18 protein-coding genes, 1 tRNA gene and 2 pseudogenes are annotated in these 23,176 nt (G+C 56.8%); 8 read left to right on the top strand and 13 right to left on the bottom strand.

Going from position 1 to position 23,176, the window contains the following annotated elements:
- Positions 1-786: 786 nt before the first annotated feature.
- The 3 genes from CA85_RS11380 to CA85_RS11375 all read left to right on the top strand — a co-directional run bounded on the left by CA85_RS11380 (position 787) and on the right by CA85_RS11375 (position 3,547).
- Positions 787-2,079, top strand: a complete 1,293-nt coding sequence (locus tag CA85_RS11380) for a sulfatase-like hydrolase/transferase (protein WP_315852710.1) — start codon at positions 787-789, stop codon at positions 2,077-2,079.
- A 93-nt stretch (positions 2,080-2,172) separates the two neighbouring features.
- Positions 2,173-2,445, top strand: a complete 273-nt coding sequence (locus CA85_RS26020; protein ID WP_315852709.1) for a hypothetical protein — start codon at positions 2,173-2,175, stop codon at positions 2,443-2,445.
- A gap of 253 nt (positions 2,446-2,698) precedes the next feature.
- Complete coding sequence (locus tag CA85_RS11375) at positions 2,699-3,547, top strand: family 16 glycoside hydrolase (protein WP_246112701.1); 849 nt, start codon at positions 2,699-2,701, stop codon at positions 3,545-3,547.
- Between the two features lie 62 nt (positions 3,548-3,609).
- Here CA85_RS11375 and CA85_RS11370 read toward each other — a convergent pair whose 3' ends face one another.
- The 5 genes and pseudogenes from CA85_RS11370 to CA85_RS11350 form a co-directional block, all read right to left on the bottom strand.
- Positions 3,610-4,974: an alkyl/aryl-sulfatase gene (locus CA85_RS11370; protein ID WP_146391412.1), complete on the bottom strand. Its 1,365-nt coding sequence runs from the start codon at positions 4,972-4,974 to the stop codon at positions 3,610-3,612.
- A 52-nt stretch (positions 4,975-5,026) separates the two neighbouring features.
- Positions 5,027-5,893, bottom strand: coding sequence for an SDR family oxidoreductase (locus CA85_RS11365; protein ID WP_246112700.1), 867 nt, complete (start codon positions 5,891-5,893; stop codon positions 5,027-5,029).
- A 96-nt stretch (positions 5,894-5,989) separates the two neighbouring features.
- Positions 5,990-6,979 carry a zinc-dependent alcohol dehydrogenase family protein gene (locus tag CA85_RS11360; RefSeq protein ID WP_146391411.1) on the bottom strand — a complete coding sequence of 330 codons (990 nt, stop codon included), beginning with the start codon at positions 6,977-6,979 and terminating at the stop codon, positions 5,990-5,992.
- A 72-nt stretch (positions 6,980-7,051) separates the two neighbouring features.
- Positions 7,052-7,507, bottom strand: coding sequence for a MarR family winged helix-turn-helix transcriptional regulator (locus CA85_RS11355; protein WP_146391410.1), 456 nt, complete (start codon positions 7,505-7,507; stop codon positions 7,052-7,054).
- Positions 7,508-7,677: 170 nt separating this feature from the next.
- A pseudogene (locus CA85_RS11350) lies at positions 7,678-8,034 on the bottom strand (ISKra4-like element ISRma1 family transposase); the annotation flags it as partial.
- A gap of 516 nt (positions 8,035-8,550) precedes the next feature.
- Between CA85_RS11350 and CA85_RS25670 the strand changes: the two are divergent.
- From CA85_RS25670 to CA85_RS11335, 3 genes are all read left to right on the top strand, one after another.
- Entirely contained in the window at positions 8,551-9,159 is a 609-nt protein-coding gene (locus CA85_RS25670; RefSeq protein ID WP_246112709.1) for an acyl-CoA dehydrogenase family protein, read from the top strand.
- Positions 9,160-9,461: 302 nt separating this feature from the next.
- Complete coding sequence (locus CA85_RS11340) at positions 9,462-10,022, top strand: PIN domain-containing protein (protein WP_146391408.1); 561 nt, start codon at positions 9,462-9,464, stop codon at positions 10,020-10,022.
- 48 nt (positions 10,023-10,070) lie between these two features.
- Complete coding sequence (locus tag CA85_RS11335; protein ID WP_146391407.1) at positions 10,071-10,415, top strand: recombinase family protein; 345 nt, start codon at positions 10,071-10,073, stop codon at positions 10,413-10,415.
- 57 nt (positions 10,416-10,472) lie between these two features.
- On the opposite strand, the gene CA85_RS25665 is transcribed toward CA85_RS11335, so the two are convergent.
- From CA85_RS25665 to CA85_RS11315, 4 genes are all read right to left on the bottom strand, one after another.
- Positions 10,473-11,429, bottom strand: a complete 957-nt coding sequence (locus CA85_RS25665; protein ID WP_246112697.1) for a DUF1186 domain-containing protein — start codon at positions 11,427-11,429, stop codon at positions 10,473-10,475.
- A gap of 46 nt (positions 11,430-11,475) precedes the next feature.
- Complete coding sequence (locus CA85_RS11325; protein WP_186774875.1) at positions 11,476-11,805, bottom strand: hypothetical protein; 330 nt, start codon at positions 11,803-11,805, stop codon at positions 11,476-11,478.
- 39 nt (positions 11,806-11,844) lie between these two features.
- A complete protein-coding gene (locus CA85_RS11320; protein ID WP_146391405.1) occupies positions 11,845-12,027 on the bottom strand; it encodes a hypothetical protein in 183 nt (60 codons plus the stop codon).
- Between the two features lie 305 nt (positions 12,028-12,332).
- Positions 12,333-12,405 (bottom strand) — tRNA-Asn (locus tag CA85_RS11315).
- Between the two features lie 536 nt (positions 12,406-12,941).
- Here CA85_RS11315 and CA85_RS11310 point away from each other — a divergent pair.
- On the top strand, positions 12,942-13,187 hold the full coding sequence (locus tag CA85_RS11310) for a carbon storage regulator (protein WP_146391404.1): 246 nt from the start codon (positions 12,942-12,944) through the stop codon (positions 13,185-13,187).
- Positions 13,188-13,377: 190 nt separating this feature from the next.
- A pseudogene (locus CA85_RS25660) lies at positions 13,378-13,878 on the top strand (YbhB/YbcL family Raf kinase inhibitor-like protein).
- 590 nt (positions 13,879-14,468) lie between these two features.
- Here the strand turns inward: CA85_RS25660 and CA85_RS11300 are convergent.
- The 4 genes from CA85_RS11300 to CA85_RS11285 all read right to left on the bottom strand — a co-directional run bounded on the left by CA85_RS11300 (position 14,469) and on the right by CA85_RS11285 (position 22,946).
- Positions 14,469-15,638: a DegT/DnrJ/EryC1/StrS family aminotransferase gene (locus CA85_RS11300; protein ID WP_146391403.1), complete on the bottom strand. Its 1,170-nt coding sequence runs from the start codon at positions 15,636-15,638 to the stop codon at positions 14,469-14,471.
- Positions 15,635-16,675, bottom strand: a complete 1,041-nt coding sequence (argC, locus tag CA85_RS11295; RefSeq protein WP_146391402.1) for an N-acetyl-gamma-glutamyl-phosphate reductase — start codon at positions 16,673-16,675, stop codon at positions 15,635-15,637. Before argC ends, CA85_RS11300 begins: the two co-directional genes overlap by 4 nt.
- Before the next feature lie 225 nt (positions 16,676-16,900).
- Entirely contained in the window at positions 16,901-19,981 is a 3,081-nt protein-coding gene (locus CA85_RS11290) for an MMPL family transporter (protein ID WP_246112696.1), read from the bottom strand.
- Positions 19,982-20,084: 103 nt separating this feature from the next.
- Positions 20,085-22,946 carry a secretin N-terminal domain-containing protein gene (locus CA85_RS11285; protein WP_146391478.1) on the bottom strand — a complete coding sequence of 954 codons (2,862 nt, stop codon included), beginning with the start codon at positions 22,944-22,946 and terminating at the stop codon, positions 20,085-20,087.
- Positions 22,947-23,176 lie beyond the last annotated feature (230 nt).

Genomic DNA, 23,176 nt, shown 5'->3' with positions numbered 1-23,176 from the left:
GCAGCTTCTCGCTGGCAAGAAGCGTCGAGGCCCTCAATCGATCGGCGACTTGCTGATCGGCTTACTAATTCGTCTTGGAGTGAACCAGGAAAACACTGTAGAATCGAAACCGTCCGAAGCTCTGAAGCCTTAGGCTGAATTGTCGTGCTGCCAAGCACACTAACAACGTCGTCGCATGCCGAGGGTATCGGTGGAGCGTAGCTCTGCTGAGCAAGCCCGTGCTCGAGTGAGATGCTCTGTTAGCGGTTCAAACGCCGGATGAGACAGTGTGGGGCTCTCAGAGCTTCGGATATCTACCAGGGTGGCGAGACTGAACCACCAAAGCTAACCGAGCCGTGCTGGCTGGCCGACAAACAGTGGACTTTGAGTGTCGAAAAAGCTACCCTACTGGTGGTGCCGCTGAGCGTACGCACGCACTGCAAATTTTCGTTCTGGATATGACAGTACTCAAAAAACCTTCCGCTGGGCTCTGCGCACGCTTCCGTCGGATGAACCCCGTTTTCTCCGGCATCTACAAATGTATCGGAGTCGTCCCTGAAATGCAAAATTACTCAGCGCAGGAGCCCATGCCTGGAAAATCCACCACGTAGGATCCGAGAATCGATCGGTCCGACCGCGACTTCCATGCCACTAAATTCCGAGAAGAACCCTCAATGACAATCCAACCGAGAAGCCGGCCGGAAACAAGATCGACGATCCATCGCGTGCCCAGCAGATTGAGCAAATGCGTGACGAGTATTTAGAAATTCACAACAGCCGCCAACGCACTGTACCGGAGACTGAAATTTGATATCGAAACTAGCCTTTGCCGCAACGTTACTCGTTCTACTGTGCCACACGGCGGCAGATGCGGCGGAACGCCCCAATTTCATCTTCATCCTGACCGACGATCAATCGTTTGGCATGATGGGGTGCGACGGAAATGAAACAGCGCAGACGCCGAACCTGGACAAACTCGCACGCGATGGCGTGTTCTTCGATCGGGCTTACATCACGAGTGCCATCTGCACGCCCAGCCGCATCTCGATCTTGCTGAGCCAGTTCGAGCGGAAGCACGGGGTTAACTTCAATTCCGGGACAAGTGTTTCTCCGGAAGCCTGGGCACAGTCGTATCCAGTCGTGATGCGAGAGGCGGGCTACTACACCGGGTACGTGGGCAAAAACCACGCTCCGATCGGAAACGGTGGCTACAAGAGTGGTTTGATGGAGACATCCTTCGACTACTTCTATGCCGGTCACGGCCACATTCGGTTTTACCCCAAAGATCACCATGACATTTTCAAGACTGCAAAACGAGACACCCAGGTAGAGATCGTGGGTGAAAGCATCGGCGACTTTCTATCAAACGAGCATCGGCTCGAGGGAGCGTTGCGGTTTCTCGATTTACGTCCCAGCGACAAGCCCTTTTGTCTGAGCGTGTGTCTGAACCTGCCTCATGGTGCTGGCACGAGCACGATGCAGATGCGTGACAGCGACGACGAGATTTACAAGACGTTGTATCGAGATATCGAGGTGCCGTTGCCCGAGAACTACGTGGCCAAGGCTGACATCGAGAATCCGAAACTGCCGGCTGACGTATTGAAGGTGGAGAATCGACAGGCGGGCTACAACTGGGTCGACACGCCGGCGACAGCGCGCGAACGTATCACACGACAAATGCAAGCGATGACCGGGATCGACCGCATGGTGGGACGAGTCCGTGAAAAGCTGGCCGCTGAACGGCTGGATCAAAACACCGTCATCGTCTTCACGTCCGACCATGGTCTCTATTCGGGACAGCAAGGTCTCGGCGGGAAAGCGTTCTGTTATGAACAAACGACGCACGTTCCGTTGATCATTTACAACCCGTTGGTCCCCGAGACCGCTCGTGGACGACGTAGCGATCAACTCGTGCAGTCGATTGACATTGCACCAACACTCTTGAACTTCGCCGAAATCGAACCGCCAGAAGCATTTCAAGGGAAGACACTTCGCGGCTTGATCGAAGGAAGCGATCAGCCGATTCATGATTACATCTTTACCGAGAACCTGTGGTCTACCCACTTTGGCAATCCGCGAATTGAATCGGTGCAGGACTAACGATGGAAGTACATTCGTTATTACAAGAACGAGAACTTCCCGGCGTCCTGGAAGATTCGCGTCGCAAAGGAACTTGGTATTCCACAAAACAAGATGCTGTACGGCGTACACGATGATGCCATCGCCGTCTACCGCTACTACGCCGAGGCATCACTCGCCGGCGAGCCACCTGTCTACGAGGAGTTGTATGACATTCAAGACGATCCCGGTGAGCTGCAGAATGTCATTGACGATCCAATTCACGCGGCGACTTTGCAGCGGCTCAAGGTGGCGTGGAAACAGAAGCTAACCGAAGCACGTGGCACGGGATCCCCCAAAGTGCTTCGCTACACCGCCGACAGCGAAGAGGATTACAAATCAAAATGACAAGCATGAACTTGCCCAAATACGCGTTCCTCGTTGCTCTCGCTACGACGACCTATGCAATCGCCTTGCCTGCCGCCGAGCGTCCCAACATCATCTTGGTCTACGCCGACGATATTAGCGCTCGCGAGCTGCCCATCTACGGATCTTCTGTCTGGAGCAAACCGGAGAAAGGCGACACGACCGATGTTGCCTTTCGCGCAAAGACACCGGTACTGGATCAAATGGCCACCGAAGGTTGCTGGGTGAAGACAGCGTGGGCAGCTTCACCGAAATCACCAATTGGGACGACGTTTCCCCGGCTCATCGTGAAGAACGAGACAAGCTCAAGGCTGTGCTGCCGCGATTCGATCTATTTGAAACGGAGCAGGATGCACCGGGATCGGAGATTCCTCCCAGACCAGCGAAAGGTACTGCCAACAAAGCCGCGTCTAAATCAACGGAACCGAAATTAACGAGACCGAGCGGTGAAGCCCAAAACTGGAAGGTGACCTTTCAGGACGACTACGAGAACCGATCGGAACCTGGGGCGAGATACACAACCGCTCGCGGGCACGAGGATTCTTGGACGGTCGTCGATGGTGTCTTGGTTGGCAAACAAACCAAAGACGACCACGGTGCTGTGATCCGTACGGAGCTTGACTTTGATGACGTTGATATCCAGTTCGATTTTCGCTTCAATGGTGGAAAGAGTTTCAATCTTGTCATCGATGATGCGAACGAACCATCCGTTCATGCGGGACACGTCTGCCGCGTTTCAGTCTTCCAAAAATCGCTGAGAATTTCCGACGACAAAACAGGCAGCATGAATCTAGAAGTCCGAAAGCAACGGCAGAACAAGAACCTACCAGCAATGCAGGCCGAAGCACTTCGGAAGCTTCTAGCGCGAACTCAGTCCTCTGCCACGATTGACATCCAGCCCGCGGCTTGGCACACGCTACGAGTACGCATTCGAGGCGACATCATGAAGGCTTTTCTGGATGGCCAAATGGTCACCAATCGACGTTCACCGGGATTCGCCCATCCCACGAAAACGAAATTTGGCTTTACCGTCAACGGACAGTCGATCGAGTTTGACAACCTGCATGTGCGCCAGTTGAAGTAGCCTGCCGCCCACGCCTTGGGTGAATCGACGGTACACACCGTCTTCCGCGTCAACGACTACTTCTACTTCGAAGTTGACATTAAGGCCGCGCCTTCCTGCAGTTCACGGGCGACGGTGAGATAGTAGTTTCGTGCCGTCGCATTGACCATGTTGCGAGCCAGCTTCGTAAGCGCATCGGCTTTGACTTGCTTGGCATCGGCGTCGTCCCCATCGATCGCCAATAGATGATCGGCAAGCTGGGCAGCCCATTGATTGTCATCGGCAGCGAGCGCGTCAGCGGCAGATTGCAGCAATTTGTCTCTTCCACCAACGAGCTCAAGCATTCGCTCCGCTTCTGCCTTGGGCGGCAGCGGAAACAGGTTGGACGGATTGCCGTCGAACCAGCCCAAGTAGTAATGGAAGGTAGTGCGTACGCCCCAGTCGGGATGCCCGTAGAACGGTTGCAGATAGTCTTTCTCGGCAAGCTCTTTCGGAAGCTGCACGAACTCAACTAACTCGTCCGGAGTCAGCCCCTTGTTGATTCCTTCAATTGTTTTGTCGTGGATAAATTCAACGGCGTCACGGTAGTCGGTCAGCACTTGCTTGACTTGATCGGCTCCGACGATCGGGTTCGTGTGACCGCCGACTAAGACAGCAGCATTCGTGTCGGCCATCTTGCCCAGGCTTTCGGCCCACAGCCGGGTGCTGCGATTGGGAGTACCACGAATCGCATACAAGTTCGGAAATGATCGGTAGAAGTTGTCGCCTGCGAACAGGACTTTTCCCGCCGGATACCAAACGAACAGTTCGTCGTTGGTCTCGCCCGGCGCGGAAACCAGTTCGATCTCCGCTCCGCCAACGTCGATAGTTTGCCGGTCGCCTTCGAGGAAGTGGGTTGGGTTGGTTGAGTTTTTCTCCGAGAAGACCGCTCCACCACGCTTGGGATACCGAACAGGGGCCACGCCGTTGTTGATTCGTTGATCACGAGGCAGTTTGAAACCAGCTTGTCTTGCACCGCGAACCTTCTGAAACGTCAGTCCGCCGGCTTTCCACGGACGGGCTTCACTACCAAAACTCGCGTGCGCCCAAATCTTCGGTCGCTCGTCGCCGAAGAACGCAGCCGCACCTCCGGTGTGATCGCCGTGCGAATGGGTGAAGATGATCGCCTTGACCGGCTTGTTCGTGAGCTTGCGAAATTCCGCTAAAATTTGATTGCCGTCGTCGATCGACATTCCGGTGTCAATGATGACCACTCCGTCATCGCCCTCGATCATTGAAACATTGGCGGGACTGAAGCCGACAGCCACGTGAACTTTGTCAGCGACTTGGATGACTTGCCGCTCGAACTGTTTGGCCTGAGCGGCCAACGTTCGCCCTGCATCGGTATCCTGCGCCAGTAGCGGAGTCGCAACAAACAGAAAGAAATAGGAAAGCCAGAGTCGCTTCATTTGAGTCACCTCGATTGATGTGTGGATTCGGATGCCGATTGCTTCGCTTAGGTCAGATTGCGTCGGTTTTCAATCGCTTGAAGAAAGCTGGCCAACGTATGTGCTCACGACCTGCCGCGAGTGCATAGTGGCTTGCGTTGTTTGCCGCTCCGTTTCGTATCCCCTCGTAAATCCCCGCGATAATGTTCCCGAGAAATTCGCCAAGCTCCGTGATACGCTCGTCCCGATATTCCGCGACCGTCATGGTGCGATAAGTCAGGTTCGTACCGAACGCGTCGTTCAGGTGGCCGGCCAACTCTTGCTGTGTGATCGCTTCACCGTGCAAGTTGTAGGTCTGGCCGTCGTGTTTCGACTCCGTCAACATGCGGATGTACGCGAACGCTAGTTCAGTGCGAGCCGTGTACCCACACTCCGCATCACCGGCACAGTTGGCGATTTCGCCTCGCTCTTTATAAGTGTCGATGTATTCAATGTCTGGCTCGATGTAAATTCCGTTGCGACCAATCGTCCAAGACAGTCCGCTGTCACGAATATCCTGTTCGGTCTGCCGATTGCTTTGCACGATTGGGGAAAATGCCGTTCCCTCCTCCGCCCCTTGGATGCTGGTGTAGACCAGCTTGCTGACGCCCGCAGCCTTCGCGGCCTCGATGACGTTGCGATGCAGGCCTATCCGTTTGTCGGGTGCGTCCATGGCCGAGACAAGAAGCAAGCGATCGACGCCTTGCAACGATGACTCCAAGTCACGACGCGACGCATAATCGCCGGGGCGAACTTCAACACCTAACGACTCGGCTTTGCGGGGCGTTCTTGCCAGCCCAACAACGTATTCCTTGCCGACAGTATCAACTGCCGCACGGACGATTGCCGATCCAAGCTGGCCGCTGGCGGCCGTGATTCCGATGGTTTCTCTTGCTTGCACGATTGATTCACTTGAATTGTTTGGATTGCGACGATTCACGAACGTTTCTGGCACTTGAGAGGAAAAGGCGCGTGGGCAACCACTGAAAGGTGGCTGCTACGAGTTATCAATAACCACTTTGCCCATCGCCTTTCCGCTTTCCAGCCGAGCGTACGCTTGGCCAGCTTCTTCAAGCAAGAACTTGGATTCATCGAGCACCGGTTGTAGCCCGCCGGACTCAACGATTGTTGCCAGATCACTGAGTATTCTCGCGTGCTCTTTGCGTTGGAAGTTGTGCAACATCGGAATCAGCATGAAAACGACGTGCAGCGAGAGTCCTTTGAAGTGAGCCGTTGTCAGATCGAGTTCCACCATCGCGACGGTTGTGGCAACCTGGCCGTTGAGTGCTGCTGCCTCAAACGAGTTGGCTAAGTTCGCCCCGCCGACCGAGTCGAATACCAAATCGAAACCGACCCCATCGGTATGCTCATTGACATACTGCTCGATCGACTCCGTTTTATAGTTGATTGGTGTCGCACCAAGTTTTTCAATCAATGCCAGTTGCCGTTCGCCTCCACCAGTGGAATACACCCTGGCACCCCAGTGCTTGGCAAGTTGTACAGCGACATGGCCGACGCCGCCGGAGCCACCATGCACCAAAACTTTTTGGTCTGGCATGATGCCGGCTCGCTGCAATCCTTCATAAGCCGTGATCGCGACCAGCGGCAGTGCGGCTGCTTCACGCATCGAAAGGTTGCTTGGTTTTTTAGCGATCAATTCGCAGTCGGCGACGATGTAGTCGGCCAGCGTACCGGGCAGATCAGCAAGTCCGCCTGCACAACCGTAGACTTCATCGCCTCCGGCGTAGTCGTTTACGCCCCCGCCAACGGCTTCCACCGTGCCGGCAAAATCCATCCCGAGAATTGCCGGCGCCTCGGGTGAAAGCGGCAGTTCGTTACCCATCTTGCGGATCATGGTATCGACCGTGTTAACGCTCGACGCAGCGATCTTCACCAGAACATGACCTGCTTTGACTTCCGGTTTCTCAACTTCGGCGACTTCAAACTTTGCGTCTTCACCGTAAGATCTAATTTGCATCGTTTTCATCGTTCATGCTTCCGTGGAGAGAGAGTTTGTTGCAGTTGATGATTTTTGACCACGCGGCTAGCGGGGCGATCATTACGTTACGATCTGTCTGGTTAGGTTCTCTTGCATTGTTCGCAGAACCTTTTGAGTCGCGTCTAAGTCTGACTTTGAGATACTAGTCAAGGTTGAACTTCGCAGGTCGTCGAGCAGGGGAGTGACCGCACGAAGCTTTTCCTCGCCTTGGCGGGTCAGTCCAACCATCACCACGCGAGCGTCCTCGTCGCTTTGGCTTCGCCTAACGAGTTTCTGTTCAACTAAACGATCTAACTGCCGCTTCACCGTGGTCGGGTCGCGAACCATCTGCGTTGCAAGCTCGTTCATGCTGAGCGGCTGGCCATTGTCGAGTAACGTGATTAAAGTCTGCGTTTCTTCGGGCGAAAACGGCCAACCGGCATTTTTGAGAACCACCGCCATCGCTGAGCGGATGAGGTAGGCAACGCGGCCGATCGCAAACCCGGGCGAAGACTCGGAACCAAATGATCTATTCATCGCGATGCCGCTTTTGCTGGGATAGATGTCTGTTCCAGACACCCTGGTAGCTGTATCTTACAGCTAGTCAACAAACTGTATTCTACAGGCAGCAGCGTTTCTGACAACCGCCTCCCCGTGATAAATCACAAGAAGCAGATCAATGGCGATAGACAAAGTTCTTCTCAGGATTTTGCGGCATCCTTTTTTAGCAACGGCACACCTTGCAGTCCGCCGTGGCGACGAGGAACTCCGCTTCTTTCTGTGGGTCGGGTTGAGGAAGCTGGTCCAAGAACTCGCCAGCGTCGACGCCCATGCTGAGATTGACCTGCTCCATCGTGTCGACCGAGAACTTGCCACCGAGAACCAGTTCCAAATGGTCGGCTGCTTGATTAAAGGCCGCCTCGGCACAGAATGCCTGTGAAATCTCTTGAAGCAAGAAAGACCAAGCGAGTGGGCGGTAGTTGCATCCGAGCACTCACTGGTCGCAGTTGGATTGCTTTGTTCTTTCCAGGGGCGTAGGTGAACTCGTCGAAGGTGTGCATCCCACCGGCCCTTATTGGTCTCAAACCAATGGACCAGACCTCTCGCTTAATCCAGGCGAGTTGAAGATCCTTTCGTACACGGTCACGACGGCAAGCGGCGTTTGGCTTGGCCGCCACTTTGTTTTGCTAAGAATTCTGGAAGGTGAACAGGTTCGCGTCCTCGATCCGACCCGTCCGTTCAAAGACTACCAATACGGAATTCAGTTCAAGGGCGACGATACAGCTCCGAAGGGAACCGTCATCCTGGACAACTTATCGCGGAATGACGAAAACGAGCCGATCTATGAATTGAATACCGTCTTTACGATCAAGATCGTTGGTGCGCGGGACCATGGGAACAATTCGTCGACGGTCTCGGTCGAGCAGATTAAGACCGAAATTGACCGGCTCGCGAAAGAGCTGCAGGATGAAAAGAAGCTTACCTCGCCGAAAGAATGGCGACGGCGCGGTGCTAGATTTGGATTGCCCGGATTGGATCTGCCTACATCGGTAGGCGGCAGCGACTGGTCCGCCGAACAAATGCTGGAGGTCTTTCGTCACGCCGGGCGTTACAACTTAAACCTGCGTGATGTTGTTGGTGGCGCTCACGGTAGACCGGCTATCAATCTTGAATCCAACTTTGCCAAAGCAGCCGTAGACGATCTGATTGCCGGTCGCGCTTACTTTGCCGTCGCCATCACAGAAGAAGGAGCGGGCACTCACACGAAGAACATCCAGAGTCGAGCAACCAGGGATGGCAATGGCTTCAGGCTCACAGGATCAAAGCTCTGGAACGCCCGCTTGCGACAAGCAACTTACGTGGTTCTGTACGTGCAGGCTCCCAACGGTAGGCCTGGCAAGCAGACTGCGTTTCTTTTGCCGATCAACCACCCGGGTTTGGAGATTGTCGATCGGTATGCGCATGGGCTGACCGGGAATTCTTTTGGCGGACTCAAATTCGACCAAATGTATGTTGGCCCAGAGCACTTGATCGGTGAGGACGGGGACGGTGGCGATCTTTTTGAGGAGCATTTCCTCTACTGGCGATTGATGCAGTCCGCGGCGGCAATCGGATGTGGCGAACGACTGCGAAAAACGGGGCAGAAACGAAAGACGCCCGCTGGCCGACATGCGACCAACGGGCGTTAACTGGTTTGCGAGAGCTTTCGCGATTTCAAATTTTGCTCAAATTTGGTTTGGCTTGCCGGCGACAGGCGGGTTATCAGCCGCTTGCAAAACCACAGGTTTTTACGTGCTTTCTGTTCATTTGGCCGCGATCATGTTTGTCGGACGCAAACTTTCTGTTTCGTTTATTTCGCTTGCGTGTTAACCTGTTGGTGGAGGTTTCCGATGAATGCACCACTTTCTGATTCGCCGATGACCCTTTCACCCAGCGGCAATGATGCTGAAATGGCAAAGGCGTCTAGTCTCGTCATGACCGAACTCTTGGCCTGATCGTTGTTTACGACGCGTGCGTTTTGCATCCCGCACCGCTAAGCGACTTGCTGATGCAGATTGCTTTGTATGGTCTCGTTCGTGCTCGCTGGTCGGCGATGATTCACGATGAATGGATGCGAAGTGTTCTGCGTGACCGTCCGGATCTGACGGCGGAACGTTTGGATCGCACGCGAATATTGATGAACCAACATGTGCTCGACGCCGTGGTGACAGGCTTTGAATCCATCATTGAAAGTCTTGAACTACCCGACGTGGATGATCGACATGTTCTGGCTGCCGCGATTCATTGTGGGGCCGACAAGATTGTCACCTGCAATCAGAAAGACTTTCCGGCCGAAACGCTTTCGCAGCACGGAATCGGGACGGCTCACCCTGATGATTTTCTCGTTGGTCCGCTCGAAGCCGATTCGAAAACGCTACTTGCTGCGGTAAAACAGCACCGAGGACGGCTACGCAATCCGCCCAAGTCCGCTGATGACTACCTGCTATGCCTGGAACAACAGCGGTTGACGCAAACGGTCGTGAAATTGCGGCAGTCCATCGAGTCGATTTAGAAACTGGTCGTCGGCTGACGAAGTCTGATTGACGTGGGAGAGCGAAGCATGACGAACGATGATTCGTCCGCGTCCGCAAATTTGACGGTGGTGTACACCCGCCAGTCTCGATCTTCCGACAGTCACTTCAGTTCTTGTGACGCTCAATACGCGATTTATGCCGATACCGCCGCGTCAATGCGGTTCGCTGTCCACGACCATTTTCGCGATGAAGGTGAATCAAGCGAAACGCTGCAGCGACCGGCATTGGAAGAACTGATTCGGACTATTCGTGCACGGAATGAGCAGCGGCAGTGGCTACCGCGATTGCTGACCCGAGTGGTGTTCAATCCGGACCTGGGAACAGTCGAGATTCAGTGCAATGAAGACCGAGGTGAGAACGTTGATCAATGACTCGGCTCGGTCGCTGGATTGAGGACTTCCAACGCGGAAACTTGCGGCCTGCCCAGTCTAGTTTCGCCCGCAGCATTTCTTGTGTTTCTTGCCGCTGCCACAGGGGCACTTTTCGTTGCGGCCGACCTTTGTTCCCGCGCTACGAATCGTCGTTTCATTTTCTGATAGGAATCCGGCGCTATCGATATGGCTGTCCTGGGGGCCAAATGATTCTGATTCCGATGAATGTTGGTCGCGGTCTTCGTGATCTTGAAATGCGGCCCACTTGCTTAGATACGCGATCACGTCAGTTGGACGATGTAACTCGTTCATTGTTTGCTGGAAAGCTTCGTCGCCGCGAGCAATATCTCGCTTGACGCTCTCCAGTGTCGCCATCTGCGGATCAACAAGGCCGCTATTGAATGCGGTTTCGATCAGTGGCAAGGCGGACTTCGCACCGAGGCTTTCTAAGCGAATGATGATTCCCTCTGCGACCTCGTCGCCGTCTTGAAACGCTTTTTGGAGGTGGGCGGTCAGCTTCTCCACGACCGAATCACGAGTCATGCAGCCGTCACGAATCTGGTACAGCAGCGTATCGACGGCTTGCCAGCGGACGTAGAGATTAATCCGCGGGTCAGCAATCAAAGCGTCGAGCGCGTCGCAGCGATCACCAACAAGCGAGGCGAGTATGAATCCGAGATCCTCCGTGATTGCATCGCCAAAGAGGCCAAACGGCTTCTCACCGGGCAGTGAAATAGCAGCTAAAACGGCTGGCCACGCCTCGGTTGCGCCAAATTCCGCAAGAATATAGGTGGCGTAGAAGTGCCCGTTGTCCTCGACGTTCAAGCCTTGACGGCAATTGCGCGTGGCGTCTTCGATCAACCGAATGAGCAGTGGCGTGATCGCGTCGCGGTTTTCCCGTGCCGCTTCAATCGCTTCAGTGGGAAGCTTGATATCGGGGTCGACCAACCGATCAATGATCGCCTCGAGTTTATTGACTTCCTCAGCTTCCGACTTGGATTCAATTTCGTCCATGGTATCTCCGTGAGAGTTGGGGCGACAAAGTGATTGGTGTGTTTGGCTAGCTTTCAAGCACCGACTCAAGCAAATCAACGACACCAATTCGTTCAGCCCAGTGGTTCAGGTAGTCTCGCTCCAGTTCGTCGCCCGATACGAGATAGATGCCTCGGGCGTCGGTAAGCTGGCGGTCCGTTGGGCTAATCGTGTGCCAACGTAACTTGTTCAGCAACACGCCTTTGGCTGTTGCATTCCAGGCGGGCTGATCGACCAGAGTCACCCGTCTGCGACGGCGGAATCTTTCGAACTCGTATTCGTCACCGGCGAGGCGAAAGAAGCCCACTTTCAAGGCGGAACGATTCTCAAGGGCGTTGAATCGATGGGGTGGTCGCACCTCAGAAGCGACGCTGATGGGTTGAATGAAGAAGTTATCCTAAAACGCTTGGATGATCGCGTCGATTGGCGTTTCGTCGTATTCGATCACAGAGTCGATATCGTGCGTCGAGCGGGACACGCCCCAGTAGTTGCCTGCCATCGATCCGACCAATGTGTAGGCGATCCCTGCCGTTTCAAGTCGGCGGTAGGCTTCCAATTGAATTTGGTCAAGATTCGGCATCCTGTTCACCTATTCGTTGGCATTGGGCACGACTTCCCCTAACGGCCTAAGTCTTTCGTAAACCGGTTTGCCAAGCCAAACGGAGAACCCGAGAGTTCTCGGGGTTGATTTGACCAGACCGGACCCAAACCAGTGGGTTGGATTCGGCACTCCGAACCGAACTTACAAAACCGAGACATTTTGACGACCGCCAGAAAATCGCAAAACCATCGCGAAAAACGGGGCAGAAACGAAAAACGCCCGTGGGTCGCGGAAGACCAACGGGCGTTGACTGGTTATGCGAGAGCTTTCGCGATTTCAAAAAGCTCCCCCGGCAGGACTCGAACCTGCGACAAGGCGGTTAACAGCCGCCTGCTCTACCAACTGAGCTACAGGGGATTGGGACGCGAGGTTGTCGTTTTGCTTCAAAACGATCGCGCTCACGTGAGCTGGGAATGTTAGCGGGCGCGGCGTGTCGCTTCAAGGCGGGTTGGGGCACCTGGGGCCAACATTTTTTGTGGGCAAGTTTGTTTTCGGGTTTGCAGGTCGTTTCCTACAGCGGTTTTGCAAAATTTTCACAACGCCAGCCGGTCGGGGTGACCAAACGTGTCATCGGGTTCGCTGATACTAAGGATGTCGAAAGGGAGTTCCCACTGAAGATGAGTCTGTCTCACGTTGAGACGCCCTCTCGTTTTGACAGAAAAACTCCGTGAATTGCACGGCCATCGACCAGTCTGTCCGGCACACTTGTCGGCCAGCGACCACCAAATATTGAGTAAAACTTAGCGAAATGACTGTGTTTTTCGCAAGCAGCCCCAAGATTCGGAAGAAAAGCAGGTCGATGAGCGGTGTTTGGCCCGGTAAGTGCATTACCGCTCAGTCACGAAGTTTGAGATTAGTCCCGCACAAACAGAATTACTCGAAAGGATTCAGATATGTTGGTTCTCAGTCGTAAAGAAGGCGAAAAGTTGGTGATCGGTGACGACGTTGTGATCACGGTCAATCGCATTGCCGGGAATCGCGTGGCGATCGGAATTGAAGCCCCTCGGGAAGTTGCCATCGTCCGTGGCGAGCTCGCCCCACAGGTCACGAAATCGCCGAAAGCTGACACAAACGCTCCTTCAGCCGCCGCCTCGATGCTCGAGCGTGGCGTCTCTGTTGCTGGCCAAATGGATCGGTGAGTCCGCGTGGCGAAGATTCCGATTCTTGCACGCGAGCGCCCCATAGTACTGACCCATAGTACTGACCCATAGTACTGATACGGGTGTGCAGCTGGATAGCGTGCGAGTACGGCGTTGGCCCTCCTGTTTGGGCGGACACTGGTGTGAGTTCACGAGACCGCTTTCGTATTAGATTACCGGAGTCACGTAGGTGAAATTGACGAGTTCGGCGTTCGAAGATGGCCAAGCGATCCCTTCCCAGTACACTGGTGTCGGCGACGACGTCTCCCCTCCGCTGCAATGGTCCGATGTTCCTGAGAACACGAAGTCGTTTGCGCTCATTTGCGACGATCCAGATGCCCCTAGCCGAGCGAACCCGCGCCCAGAGGGGCCTTGGGTGCACTGGGTAATCTACAATCTTGCCGCCGATCGACGCAGTCTGCCTGAGGGCGTCGATTCCGCTGCGGAGCTAGCTGGTTTGGTCCCTGCGCGATAGGGGACCAATAGTTTCGATTCGAACAATGTAGGGTATCGAGGGCCGATGCCACCACCAGGTAGCGGCCCCCACCGCTATCGGTTTCACTTGTATGCGGTCGATCAGATAATCGACGTGGCTGCCGCCGAAGCGACGAAGGCGTCTGTGCTCGAAGCGATCGACGGGCATGTGCTCGAACAGGCTGTCCTGATGGGGACATTCGAGCGGCAGGATTGAAGGCTTGCCCTCACCCCGAGAAACTCTCGGCCCTCCGCGTATTGATCCTGCGGTTCTCCCATTTCGAAACGTCGCTTCGGTAGGTGGCTAGTACGCGAGGGAGGAAATTGGCGGATGGTCGTCGGTTCGTCGTAGACGATCTTCGGGGTCGAATGGGGTTGGCTCCTGCGTTTCGCGGGCGCTCCCCGGGGTGTTCGCTTCGTCCAAGTCACAAGCGATTTTCTGGAACGCCTTTCGGCGCTGGAAGCCCGTGTGGGTAAGGGGCAGCCCGTCGCTTCAGCTATCGCGAGACGAGGTTTTTTGAGAGGACTCGTCGCCTCCTTGTCATTACCCACAAAACCGGATCCCCTGTCAGCTTGTCTGACAGGATTCTCCGTTTTGTGATTAGATAAAGGTGGAGCATTCACCGCGCTCCCATGCGGGCTTGCCCCGCATGACAGCAAAGTTGATCGACTTGGTTTCCTGTCAGACAAGCTGACAGGGGAACATGTGTCGATACCGCGGTTTTCTAATTTCAAAACGTCGCTTCGGCGTGTGACAAGCACACGGGGAGCAAACTTGTGGGCTATGACCGCCTCGTCCACCACGGTTTAGGGGCTGTTTGCGACGTATCGGTCGAGTCGCTCGATCAGATCGTCAGCGAGCAGGGCGCGGTGGTCGAGCACGACGCAGCGTTTACCCAGTTCGCTGGCGTGGGGCAGGGGGACCGGTTTCTGGCTTCGCCGGTCGCTTGTGCGATGCATGCTGCGAAATCCTTCGCCGATCGGAAATCCGGCTGCTCGTAGCCGCCGCAGCAACGCGGGACGGTCTTGGGATTCGTCGGCCTGCATCGCAAATTTGTAATAGGCGCGTCGCTGTCCGAGTGTTTCGCTGGCGAGTGGTGATAGTCCGAACTGTGACCAATCCCACTCTCTTAAGCGGGTGACCGTCCGGCTGCGACGGCGATTGAACTCGGCGAGCGTTTCCCATTGCGGCAGCAGTACGGAGCATTGCAGGGCCGAGAGTGGAAACGTGTCACTGGGGCGATCCAGGTACGAGGGGAGGCGGGCGGCCACGCGGGGATTGCGAGCGAGCAACGCGCCGCCGTTTCCGGCCGACAATAGCTTACTTCCACCAAAACTCAGGGTCGCGCAGTCGCTGAGGCATCCCACGGGCAGAAAGGCGTCGGCAGTATCCCCTTCGAGTTCCCATCCCGCCCCAGGGACCTGGCAGGCATCTTCGATGAGCATCCAGTTCCGCTGATCACAGATCTCCCGGATGGCTGGCATGTCCGCCAATTCCCCGTAGAGATGCGACACCACGACGGCTTTGACTCTCGCGTTTTCGACCTGTCGCAGCGACTGTGGGTCCAGCGTGCTGCCGCCAGCCTTGACATCGACGAGGACGGGCGTGGCACCGAGCAATTCGATGGTGCGAAAATTGCCGGGGTAGTCGTAGGCGGCTACTGCGACTTGGTCGCCTTCGGTGACGCCACAGCACCGCAGAGAGAGTTCGATGGCAGCCGTGCCGCTGCTGCACAACCGCGTCAGTGGAGTAGCATGGATCCGAGAAGTGTCACGATCCCAGGGCGAGGGCAGTTTGGACGGTAGGTTCGAAATCGACATCGCCCGGGCGACCGCCTCGGTGCAATGTGCGTGAATTTCGGCGGCGTACTTGCCCCACTGCCCACTCGCCCAGAGTTGCTGCAGCGACTCCCAGATCTCCGGAGATTGGGGCGGCCAGACTGGCCAGCCCTGTTCATCTCGCTCCAGCGGGATCACAGTCCGCTGGTCTCATCGAGACCAAACATGACGTTCATATTCTGAATCGCAGCGCTACTGGCACCTTTGGAAAGATTGTCGATGGCGCACACGATGACAGCTCGACCGGGGGTCGTGGGTTCGCCTGAAACCCGTACCGTCATTTGAACGTGATTGGTCATCTTCACATGCTTGGTCGCCGGTAGATGGTCGACAACATGCACGAAGGGCTGGCCCTCGTAGGCACGGCGCAGGGCATCGCTCAACTTCGATTGAACTGATTCGGTCGTGTCACCGACGCTAAGTGTGGGACGCACATAGATGGTTGACAGAATGCCACGATCCATTGGGGTCAGGTGCGGTGTGAACAGAATCTCGACCGGGGTGCCCGCAATCCGGTGTACGAGATCTTCCATCTCGGGACCATGACGGTGGGCCGCGATGGCGTAGGCTGCGATGGATTCGTTGGTCTCGCAGTACAGGGTGCCTAATTTTGCAGAGCGTCCGGCTCCGCTCACGCCGCTCTTGGAGTCGACGATGATGTCGTTCGTTTCGATCAAGCCTTCTCGAACGAGAGGAGCGAGCGGCATGATCGCCGAGGTCGGATAGCAGCCTGGGTTGGCAACGACGTCGGCGGTCGCGATCTGGTCGGCAAAGAATTCTGGCATTCCGTAAACAACGTTCCCGATCCGCTCGGGCCACGGATGGGTCACACCGTACCAGTGTTCGTAGAGTGGCACCGAGGAAAGCCGGAAGTCGGCGCTGAAATCGATGACCCGTACGCCGGCAGCGGCCAATTCGCGGACGCTTTGGGCGGAAGCGCCGTGGGGAAGGCAGCACATCGCCACATCGGCTTGTTCGGCAATCTTTGCGGCATCAAACGGCTGCAGCGCGACGTTCGAACGGCCTGTCAGGAAGGGGTGGATCTCAGCCAGTGGTTTCCCTTCGTCCGAGCGGCTCGTTGCGACTGTCAGTTCGGCTTGTGGATGAGCCAGTAGCAACCGGGCAACCTCGAGGGCCGTGTATCCGGTCGATCCGATCAGGGCAACGCGTATCATAGAAATATAGTCTCAGCGACACAGGGATGAACGAAAAAACGGCTGCCGGTTTTTGGAGAGGTGCTAGGGAGTCAGTAGCCGTGGGGACAATCCTAACCGATAGGCGGCCGCAGCATCCAGCCTCCCCGTTCGGTAGATCGGTTCCGCACCGCAGCAATCCGCTCGGCATCGGATTGGGCGTACCTGTGCCGGCGGGCAGCAGGTGGGTGTGCTGCGTGAAGCGAACTAGTTTTCGCTCGGCGAATTTTTGGCTTTCAACCACCGGCGAAAGCGGTCTTGAAGCACGACGAAGCTCGGAACCAAGACAGTCCGAACGTAGAGGGTATCGATCAGCACGCCCAAGGCGAGAGCGAAGCCGAGTTCGGTGATCCCACGTAGAGTTGTTTGTTGGGATGCATCGGGTGTGGGTGGGGCCGCCAGTCCAAGCGAGGCACTCAGCGGAGGCCACCAAGCCGACGCCGTCATGCTGAGAAAGGTTGCTGCCATGACGATTCCACAGGCGGTGACGATGCCACCGGTCCGAGCCACGGCCCTGCGAACCGCGGCGAGTGATCCCAAACGCCGGCGTTCCTCAATGATTCGCGTCACGAGGTAGACGTTGTAATCTTGCCCCACGGCGACCAGGATCACGAACAGGAACAGCGGCAGCTTCCAGTCGAGTCCGAGGAAATCCGGACCATCCAAAGTGCGGAAGAACCAGTACGTTAGCCCCAGCGTGGCGTAGTAGCTCAGTAAAACTGTGGCGATGAGATACACCGACAGCACGACTCGTCGCAGTACGAAGATCAAGACGGCGAGCACCGCGAGGATGACGGCCATCTTGATCCGACCGGTATCGCGCAAGGTGACCTCGCGCAGGTCGACAATCGATGCGGTCGTTCCGGTGTAGAACAACTCCCAGGCGGTATCGGTGTCTCGCTGACGTTCCGCGAGCACCCCCCGCACCTTGGTGGCAATCTCCTCTAATTTTTGCGCGGCCGCTTGGGAGAACGGATCTTCTCGAACGATCACATCAAGCCGAATGAGGCGATGGGTAAAACTCGGTTCGTTGGCGACGAAGTGCATGCGGGCCAAGCGGTGATTCTGCAATGCTCTCCGCCGCCACGCCTCTTTGCTGAGCAACCCCATTTCACGGTCGGGCGGGAAATCACCGAGCGGATCGCTCAGTGACCGCACCCTGCGGACGCCATCGACGTCGTAGAGCGCGTCGGTCAAGAGCAGGCGAGTGGCGGCGAGAGACTCTTCGTTCTGGTCCGATTCGGCCAGCGTGAGCACGGAGATTGGGGCCAGTTCACCGACGCCGAAATTCTTGTCGAGAATCCTCATGCCCTGGCGGCTGCCCGCGGATTGTGGCAGTTGACCACTGAGGTCGTAGGTAACATCCTGTTCGTGGCGTCGCCCCTCGATCGCTGGCAAGATGAGCATCAGCCAACCCGCCGCGAGTGTCCAGATTGGGTAGCGAGTCAAGGCAATCGATGCCGCATTCCACGCTCGACTGCCGCTACTCAGGCGGGCGCTCGAAGCTGACCTCGCGCCACGAGAATCGACTTCGGTGAGGTTGCGGTTGGAAAGGAGCGAGATCGCCGACGGTCCCATCTCACTGGTGATTCGAGTCGGCCAAAAGACGACCGGGCCGATCAGGCGCAGGCATGCGGGAGTCAAGGTCATGCACACCAGCAATCCGACACTGAGGCAGATTGCGATAATCGGACCGGTATGATGAAACTTACCAAAATCCGCGAACCACAGCATGCCGAGCCCCACGATCGTCGTCATCGCGCTGCCGAGGAGCGCGCTACTGACGCTGCGGAGCGCCCGTTCGCAGGCGATCGGCCACGCGTGATTGACGGCTTCCTCACGTAGCCGCGAAATCAAGAACAAGCAGTAATCCGTGCCTGCACCGAACAGGATCACCACCACGAAAATGCGACTCGTCGTGTAGACCTTTAAATCGAGTCCGGGCCATTGGGCGTGCGCTGAAAGCTGGGTGAGCGCGGTGACCAATCCTGTGGCAACCATCACAGCCACTGCGATTGTGACCAAAGGGACGGCGACCAAGAGCGGCGCCCGGTAAACGATCGCGAGAATGATCAGGATCATGACGACGGTGAACCACTCCGTATAGGAGATCGCGGATCGGGCCGCGAGCAAGGTTTCGCCGCCGATCGCTGCCGATCCCGTGATGCGAACCTCTAGCTCGCGGGCCAGCGTGAGCTCATCGTCACTGAGATAGTCGCGGCGGTACTGAACGCATTCATCGACGATCTGCCGCAGCTGGGTGAGCAGCTCGATATTCCCCGTCGCAGCCAATTCGTTGGCCAGAGAAAGGACTGCGATCCGGGCATGGCCACGGCGCAGTTGCGGGCCGATTTCAGATTCTTTCCAGCTGTAGACGTCGAGCAAAGATTCCCACACCTCGAGGTCGCGTTCGGTGATCGGACTGGCAGTCGCTTCGATGCTGGGATCGAGGACCTTGGCCGACGCGATGTCCTCCTCGACTAATGTTGGGTCAGGGCCGCGGGCTTGGGCCAAGTGGCCGCGGTCCCAGTAAGCGATTGCCAACCGCGGTTGATAGGCAGTCGGTTGGCGCTGCGGCACGCGGTCGCCGAGCAGCTTGTAGAAGTCGGCATCGATCTCGATGGCTTGATCGAAGGCCGCCACAGCCACACCGAGCCAGCGCTGCGCCGACAGAGCGGTCGCGAGACCATCGTTGCCCGGGGGCCGCGGATGGGCCTCTTGATCGTCGCGTTCTCGCTCGGCGGCCGCTCCGTCATCGGGCACCTCTCGGTTCACCGCCGCAGGACTGGGCCGTTGTCCGTCGCTAGTTTTGCCGAGAGCGCTAGTTTCGCCGAGAGCGCTAGTTCCGCCGAGGGCGTTGGCTTCGCCGAGGGCGCTGGGGAGCCCGTCGGGCTGCGGGACCAAGATGTTGGCTGAGTCGACATCGCCACCGGCGATCCGTTCGGCCCGTTGCCAGCAGACTTCGCCTAGACGGTGGTAGAGCCGCCTCAGGATGTCGAGGCCGAGGAGGTGGTCGCTCGTCGAAAAACCCTCGCCATCTTTGGCAAAGACGAGCACCATCTGGCTGCGAGCTCTCGTGCCCATGAAGGCTTGATCGAGCAACCTCCCGCCAGCAACACTGACTTGCGATGCGGGTAGGTAGTCGAAGTCCCCATCCAAGGCGACGGACTTCCACGACGGTGCCAGTCCCTTGGCGAGCACTGCAGCGACCAGCCAAGCGATCAGGATGACGCCAGCGTGCTTGATCACGCCGTGCGCGAATCTCGCCGGGAGTGACTTGGCTTTCAATCGAGGTTCCTTCTCGCTCTTGTGATCGACATGAGATCGCAGTGTTTGACGTCGGCGTTGAATCGGGTCAACCCATCATACTGAATTCATGTCGAATCTTCGCCTACCTGTCGCGGCCTCGATCCCGGTCCCGGCCCCGATCACGATCGCTGCCGCGATCGTAACGTCGGTCCGAGCCCTGACGGCCCGAACGGTTGCTGCTGGAGGATTCACCCATGGATGTCGACCCCAGGGCCGACATGGCCTGGCGAAGCGTCTCGGCGGAGACATCGCCTGAGAACTGGACAATTTCAATCTCGCCTCCTGGCTGGGCAGCCAGATCGAGCTTTTCGATCATGGAGACAATCAAGTCGAGCAGTGACTCACCCTCGGCACTGACGAGTAGGGTATTGCCAATTTCGTCGACCCCGAGCGATAGTTTGCCGTTAAACGAAAAATCGCTTCCGCCGCCACTGCGACCGCTATCGGAGTCCTCGAGCCCTGAGCCTTCACTGCGATTGCTTGACCGCCGCCCGCCACCGTTACTCCCGCCGCCACCGCCCGAAAACGCTTTGTCATTGCTACTGAGCAAGTCCCGGTAGGCTTCCTTGACAGTCTCAGCGATCTTCTCGCTACGGCCGTAGCGAATGGTCACGAGTTTGGTGAAGCGACTGAGTTTCGGATTGACCGGTTCAGCCACATCCCAAAGCTCGATCAATTCACTGATCGTTCGCAATTGGCCACTGGTAGCACCTGTGACGATGATGGTCCCCGTATCAGAGTTGGGCAAGAATCGCAGTTCACTGCCCTTGGCCAAACCAGTGGGGCTGTTGTCGTCATCCTCCTCATCAAAGATCCAGCGAAAGAAGCGATCAGAATCATCGTCCTTGTCATCGGGATTCTCGAAATAGTCCTCGAGGTCGAGCGTGAGCAGCATCACCGACGCGTTTTTGATTTTGAAAACATGGTAGGACTTACTCGGCGGTTTGATATCGAGCATCAGGTTCTCGAGTCTGTCGAGTGCTTTAGTATCGCTGCTCGAGAGCACGAGATTCCCGTTCTCATCGAGCCGAATCTGCACCGGGGCGGGCTGGTCTTCGCTCGAGTCACTCTCCGGCCGTTGTTCGGTCGTCAACATGACCGCTGGGTTGAAATCGCGATACGCGGGAAAATCCTGCAAATTCTCTTGCGTGACAATGGGCTCGTCCTCGAGAGTCTCCTCCTCATCGTCGTGCGTACCATTGTCCGGTTTTGCAGGATCGGTGGAGGGACGATCTTTCGCAGCGCGATCGCTGCTTTCATTTGCGTTCTCTTCCTCCTCAGGCTCATCGAGGTCAGGTTGCTCGAATGCCTCGTCGCTGGGCAGCACCAATTCATTGGGTGACATCGCTTCCCAGCGGGCTTTGAGTTGTTTCAGGTATTCGAGAGTTTCTGGATTCGCCGAAGCTTCGATCACGCGCACGGTCTGGCCGCTGCCGCCGGGAGGTGGCAGTTCCCCCAGTTTGATTAACAGCGACCGCACCTCTTCCATTTCGGACTCGTTCGCCCACAGCAGCACTTGGCGGTAGCTCGTGTTGGCGGCGACACGGAATTCATCCTCTTCCTCGTCGTCGTCGTCATCGCCTCCCCAATACGAGTAGCGGCTGCGCCGACTGTCACCATCATCCTTGTTGTCTTGCCCCATTAGAAACGAGATCGAGTCGGCGACCGCGGTCGCATCGAGCCGGCGGAGCTGGAGGACTTCAAATCGGCGTTTGCCGCCGTCGAGTCGCTCGATCAAGGACTTGATGATGAATCGATCTGCCGCAGCCCCCGAGACGATCACTGCGTTATTGTCTTTGTCGACCCGGATCCGGGTTGTCGGTTCGAGCACGTTCATTTCCTGAGCGATCTCGATCAGCTTTTCGGGATCGAGGGACACCAGACGATAGACCTCCACGCGGCTGGTGGCATCGGTGAGTGAGCGTAGTGATCCGCCGGGGACATCGATCCGCTTGATGAATTCGGCGGCGATGGCAACTCGGTCAATCGGCGCCCGGACGAGCACGGAGTTTTGTCGGACGTTGGCGACGATCGAGATCTCGACTTCTTTGTCGGCCGCCGGCGGCTTGCCCCCATTCTGCTGCTGCATCCGCTGCATCATCTGCATTTGCTCACGGCTCATGGGGGCTGCGTCTTTCTTCTGGACGCCGAGAAACTCTTCGAGCAGCGATTTGGCTTCCTGGGCAGGGATGTGCCGCAAGCGGAATTCGGGTGCCAAGGCATCGCGACTGGCCGAATCACGCTCCTCGGCGAGCAAGCGGGCGACCTCGCGTAGATTTACCGCAGCGTCCATGGCCTCGATCCGGTTCGTCGTCGCTAGAGCTGTCAATTCTCCGGAACCGCTGAGCATGGGTGCCAATTCTTCGGCCAATTTCTCCGCTGATAGCCAACCGGCGTCAAGCATCGTTCGCACGAAGGAATGGTTCGGTAGGTTCTGCAGCTCTGCGGGACTCACCCAGTGCACCATCCCCGGATTGATCGCGTCGGTTTTGACAACCGTGATCCCACCTTCGAGTTCCAACATCGTGTAGCCTCGAGCGAGCAGGTGCCGATTGATCAGATCGGCGGTCTCCTCGACCGTCAGCCGGCCAGGGCTAACCAAGTTCACGACGTCGCCGGGGAGTTCCTGCCAGTCGATCGGCTGCTGGGAAATATCCGACAGCCAGCCGATCAGATCGACCCATCCCTGATTGCGGAAACGGAATCCGACTTTACCGTCGTCGCCAACGGCCGCGCGGAGTTCAGCCGGATCCCCCTCGGGAAGTTCCAGTCCATCGCGGCGGACTACCTTAGGGGCCTCGGACTGCTCATCCTCAGCCCCGTCTTTTTTCTCCGCGCCGTCATCGTTCGGAGCTTCGGGCTTGGCGTCCTCTTGAGCGGCATCGCTCGGGCCACCTGAGCTACTTCGTTCCGGGCGGCTTCCTCCTCGCGACGGCCGCGACATCCCCGGAGGACCACCGAACGCAGGGTCTTGCCCGTGGCAGGGCGTCGTCAACGGAAACGCGACGGCGCAGCCCGCCACCACGAGAGCACCCGTTAGGAGTCGTTTCCAAATTAATCGCACGGCTGAAGCAATTTGAGAGGAGTTCAAGAGCGAGGCCAAACAGAATCCTGTCTGGAACGAGCGTTCCATTATGCCTCAGCCGTCGCCATAAAACAAACGTTTTTGCGCAA

The sequence above is a fragment of the Allorhodopirellula solitaria genome, assembly GCF_007859855.1.
In the GTDB taxonomy this organism is placed as follows: domain Bacteria; phylum Planctomycetota; class Planctomycetia; order Pirellulales; family Pirellulaceae; genus Rhodopirellula; species Rhodopirellula solitaria.
The sequence above is the reverse complement of the archived record's forward strand: the minus strand, read 5'-3'. Positions and strand labels throughout refer to the sequence as shown.